Origin of the sequence: Paraburkholderia mimosarum LMG 23256 = NBRC 106338 (genome assembly GCF_000739815.1) — a bacterium.
Classification (GTDB): Bacteria; Pseudomonadota; Gammaproteobacteria; order Burkholderiales; family Burkholderiaceae; genus Paraburkholderia; species Paraburkholderia mimosarum.
This window is the reverse complement of record NZ_BBJJ01000212.1, coordinates 1-2,912: the sequence shown is the minus strand read 5'-3', so window position 1 is coordinate 2,912 and position 2,912 is coordinate 1. Positions and strand designations below refer to the sequence as shown.

At 61.2% G+C, this 2,912-nt stretch carries 3 protein-coding genes; 1 reads left to right on the top strand and 2 read right to left on the bottom strand.

Going from position 1 to position 2,912, the window contains the following annotated elements; genetic code table 11:
- Nucleotides 1-425 precede the first annotated feature (425 nt).
- Complete coding sequence (locus tag BMI01S_RS36700) at nucleotides 426-791, top strand: hypothetical protein (RefSeq protein WP_156123914.1); 366 nt, start codon at nucleotides 426-428, stop codon at nucleotides 789-791.
- Nucleotides 792-1,035: 244 nt separating this feature from the next.
- Here the strand turns inward: BMI01S_RS36700 and BMI01S_RS36695 are convergent, their stop codons facing one another.
- Together BMI01S_RS36695 and BMI01S_RS41665 are read right to left on the bottom strand one after the other, a co-directional pair.
- A complete protein-coding gene (locus tag BMI01S_RS36695; RefSeq protein WP_042293116.1) occupies nucleotides 1,036-2,409 on the bottom strand; it encodes a hypothetical protein in 1,374 nt (457 codons plus the stop codon).
- Nucleotides 2,410-2,484: 75 nt separating this feature from the next.
- Nucleotides 2,485-2,793, bottom strand: coding sequence for a hypothetical protein (locus BMI01S_RS41665; RefSeq protein WP_156123913.1), 309 nt, complete (start codon nucleotides 2,791-2,793; stop codon nucleotides 2,485-2,487).
- Between the last annotated feature and the right edge of the window lie 119 nt (nucleotides 2,794-2,912).

Below are 2,912 nucleotides of genomic sequence, written 5' to 3'. Positions count from 1 at the left end.
CGGCACTCCCCAGGAACCGCTGGAAAGTCGGAGCAGGCAGAGGGGTATTGCTGCCCGGCTCAGGACGAGAACAACTGTGCCTTCCTCGCGCTGATTGCGCAAACGGAGCCGGGGTCTGTCGGCCAACTGACATTCAGGATGGGAGGCGCAAACCGGATCGGTCGAGGACCTTGAAGACACGCGGGAAAGACGGGCTGATTCACCTTGAAACGAGCTTCGGCCCGTCAAATGGCGTCGCGGGCCGTATCGCCCGCGATGTCCTTTCAGGAATGCTACGCGGGAGCGATTGCGCAGTTCGGCGGGCATCGGAGCAACGGAATCGGTGAGTGGCGACCGGTGCGCGGTGAGCAGGCGCTAAAATAGCCGTCCTGGTAGCCGTAGCCGCCTGTGACGCATCATCCGCCTGACCAGCGGAAACAGGGCACGTGATGCCGCAGGTGCGCGGCGCAAGGATTGTGGGAGCAAAAGCAAATGACGGACGAACAAGAGCGAAGATTGGTACTGTCGCGGGCAAGCTCGTGCAGGAAGCGATGACGACCGGACTGACGTGGGAGGAGATCGTCGCCGCGTTTGGCCTGGCCGCGAAAGCGACCGCGCAGGCTGCCGTGAGTGCGGGCGAAGCGCCGGCAGATGAATGCGTTGCACGCGCGCGCAGCTACTTCGAAGATGCCTTCGCGCAGGACGTCCGCGTTGTCATTGCGGATGGCGATGCGCCAAAGGGCGACGCCGAAGCCGATGAGAATCCGCTTCTGGCAACTGCCCGCCGTCGTCACATGTCCAGACTCCATTGAACGGCAGGCGAACTCCGCGCCGCGGATAGTCCTGGCACACGCTGCTCAGTATGCCCAGGAAAGCCCGGGAGAAAAATCCAGTCTCCGTCGTCCCCGGCAACATCAGGTGATTGACCTCTCCGGTCAGCCCGGCGATGCAGGTCGGTGGCAAGTCGACCTGACACAGCGCAATTTTTTGCGTAGCGGGACCCGGTCACCTCGCTTTGTGCGGCATGGCGCGGGGAGCCTGGCACGCTATACCGGCTCATAGCAGGATCGCCTGCTGCAGCAGTTCCAGCGCTTTCAGTTCGTCCAGGCGACCCGTGCGTGCCTTGCCTGCCAGCGTCTTGATCAAGGCTTCCGCTATCGGCTCAATACCGTGAAGATTGTCCAGACTCGTCACGGAAGCGAATGGGAGCGCTGCCGGGTTTCGCTGCGGTACTGCGGACGCGGCGAACGACTCTGGGGTTGCCCGGGTAGCTGCCGGCGCCCCGTCACTACCTTCTTCAGGCCGGTGGCCGGTAACGTCGTCGGGAAAACCATTTACATGATCTTGCGCGCTGTTAACGATCGCCTCTTTCTCTCCTGCGGCATCCGCCGAAACTGTTGAGCTTTCTGGATCGCTCGCCCGCGCGCGCCGTGCACGCGCCTTCGTACCTGCGGCCTTCACCGGCATGTCGTCGTTCGTTGCGGGCGCAAGCGATTCGTGCTGTTGGGCGGATACGCGTCCGCGCGCCGCAGGCGCAAGCAGTCGCGACACCGACGCCGGAATATCGTCTTCGGAGCGCGGGGTGTCCAGCCAGCCGGATGGCAATCCCAGTCGCTCCGTGAACCGGTTGGCTTCGACAGCGTCCATGCGCTTCTTGCCATGCAGCCGGTGGGCCATGTTGGAACCACTCAATTCCATAACCACACCCAGTCTTGCTTTCGAGCCGTTGCGACTCGTGAGAACGTGGAGGTTGGCGCGCCGGATGTTCTCTACGTCGGCCCCGTCGTTGAGTGCCAGCGACTGCTGCCGGGCCGTTTCAGGAGACGTGCTGGATTTCGCACGCGCAGCTTTTCGCGGCGTACGAGCGTCGGGCTGTCCGGCCGTTTCGCCTGGACTGGTCTTGACGGCCCTGGGCGTACCACCGGTTGCTTTCCTTGGCATTTGAGCTTCCTCGGACAGACTGTCTTCAAGAGAGGGTTGTGGGTCGACGGTCAGGACAGAAGCCGGCTTGAGTGCTTCGGGTTCTCCGTCTGGTTCGTCGTCGGGTTGAATGAAATCGAGTGGTGACTTCAGCCGGGCGATGGTCTCGGCTGAGAGTCCAGGATTGGGCTGGTCAAAAAATCCTTGTGGCAGCCCAAGCGTGGTTTCCATGTGAAAGGCGGTCTCGGGTGTGAACCTTTCGCCCTTCAGCAGTTCGGCCACTCGCGTCATGCTGGATTCAAGCGCGATGGCAATATTCTCTGCGCCTACCGTCTCGACGAGAAACTGAAACGATCGCGTCTTGAAAATGGAGGCGGTCTGGGCGGAGTCCTGTGCGGGCAGCTTCACATACGGCTGCCTCTGCCGGTTGGGCTGAGATTGCTTTTTGTGGCGACCCTGGCGTTGACCGCTGTCGCGAGATCCCGCATATCGCCCGCGGGTTTGATTCATAAAGTAGGGCTCCATGCGATCGCTGATGTCCTGAAGGTGTTGATTATAGACGCGGCGATGTTGGTATTTGATGTGTCATTCGCACCATGACGCGTAAATGTGCGCCGGGATGAAGGTGGCGGGCTCCGTGGTGTACTGGTTTTCCGTGATCGGGTCTGGAATGGAGAGGATAACGAATGAAGTCGCGAAAGAAATCAGGTGATCATTCATGGTCCAGCTTGAGGCGTCAAGGGTTATCAAGCCACCTGGAGCTGCGCCGAGCTCGGGGTCGTCGATGACGCAGACGGCGAGCAGATATTCCGTCCAGGGAGGGCGTGGCGCTCTGCTCGCCACCACAAATCGGCGCATCGACGAATGGGGCGAGGTCTTGCACAACCCGCTCATGACGCCAGTCGCCGTCGACCGGCAGGTCGACCACCCGATCATCTTCGAGCGCAACGTATTCGCCTGACAAGTCCTTGATGGGGATTTTCAGTATTTGGGAATGCGCCACATACCTGGGA

What these genes read in the sequence shown, in the direction of transcription:
- BMI01S_RS36695 (WP_042293116.1), bottom strand. Translation starts at nt 2,409, where the DNA reads ATGAATCAAACCCGCGGGCGATATGCGGGATCTCGCGACAGCGGTCAA.
- BMI01S_RS41665 (WP_156123913.1), bottom strand. Translation starts at nt 2,793, where the DNA reads ATGAGCGGGTTGTGCAAGACCTCGCCCCATTCGTCGATGCGCCGATTT.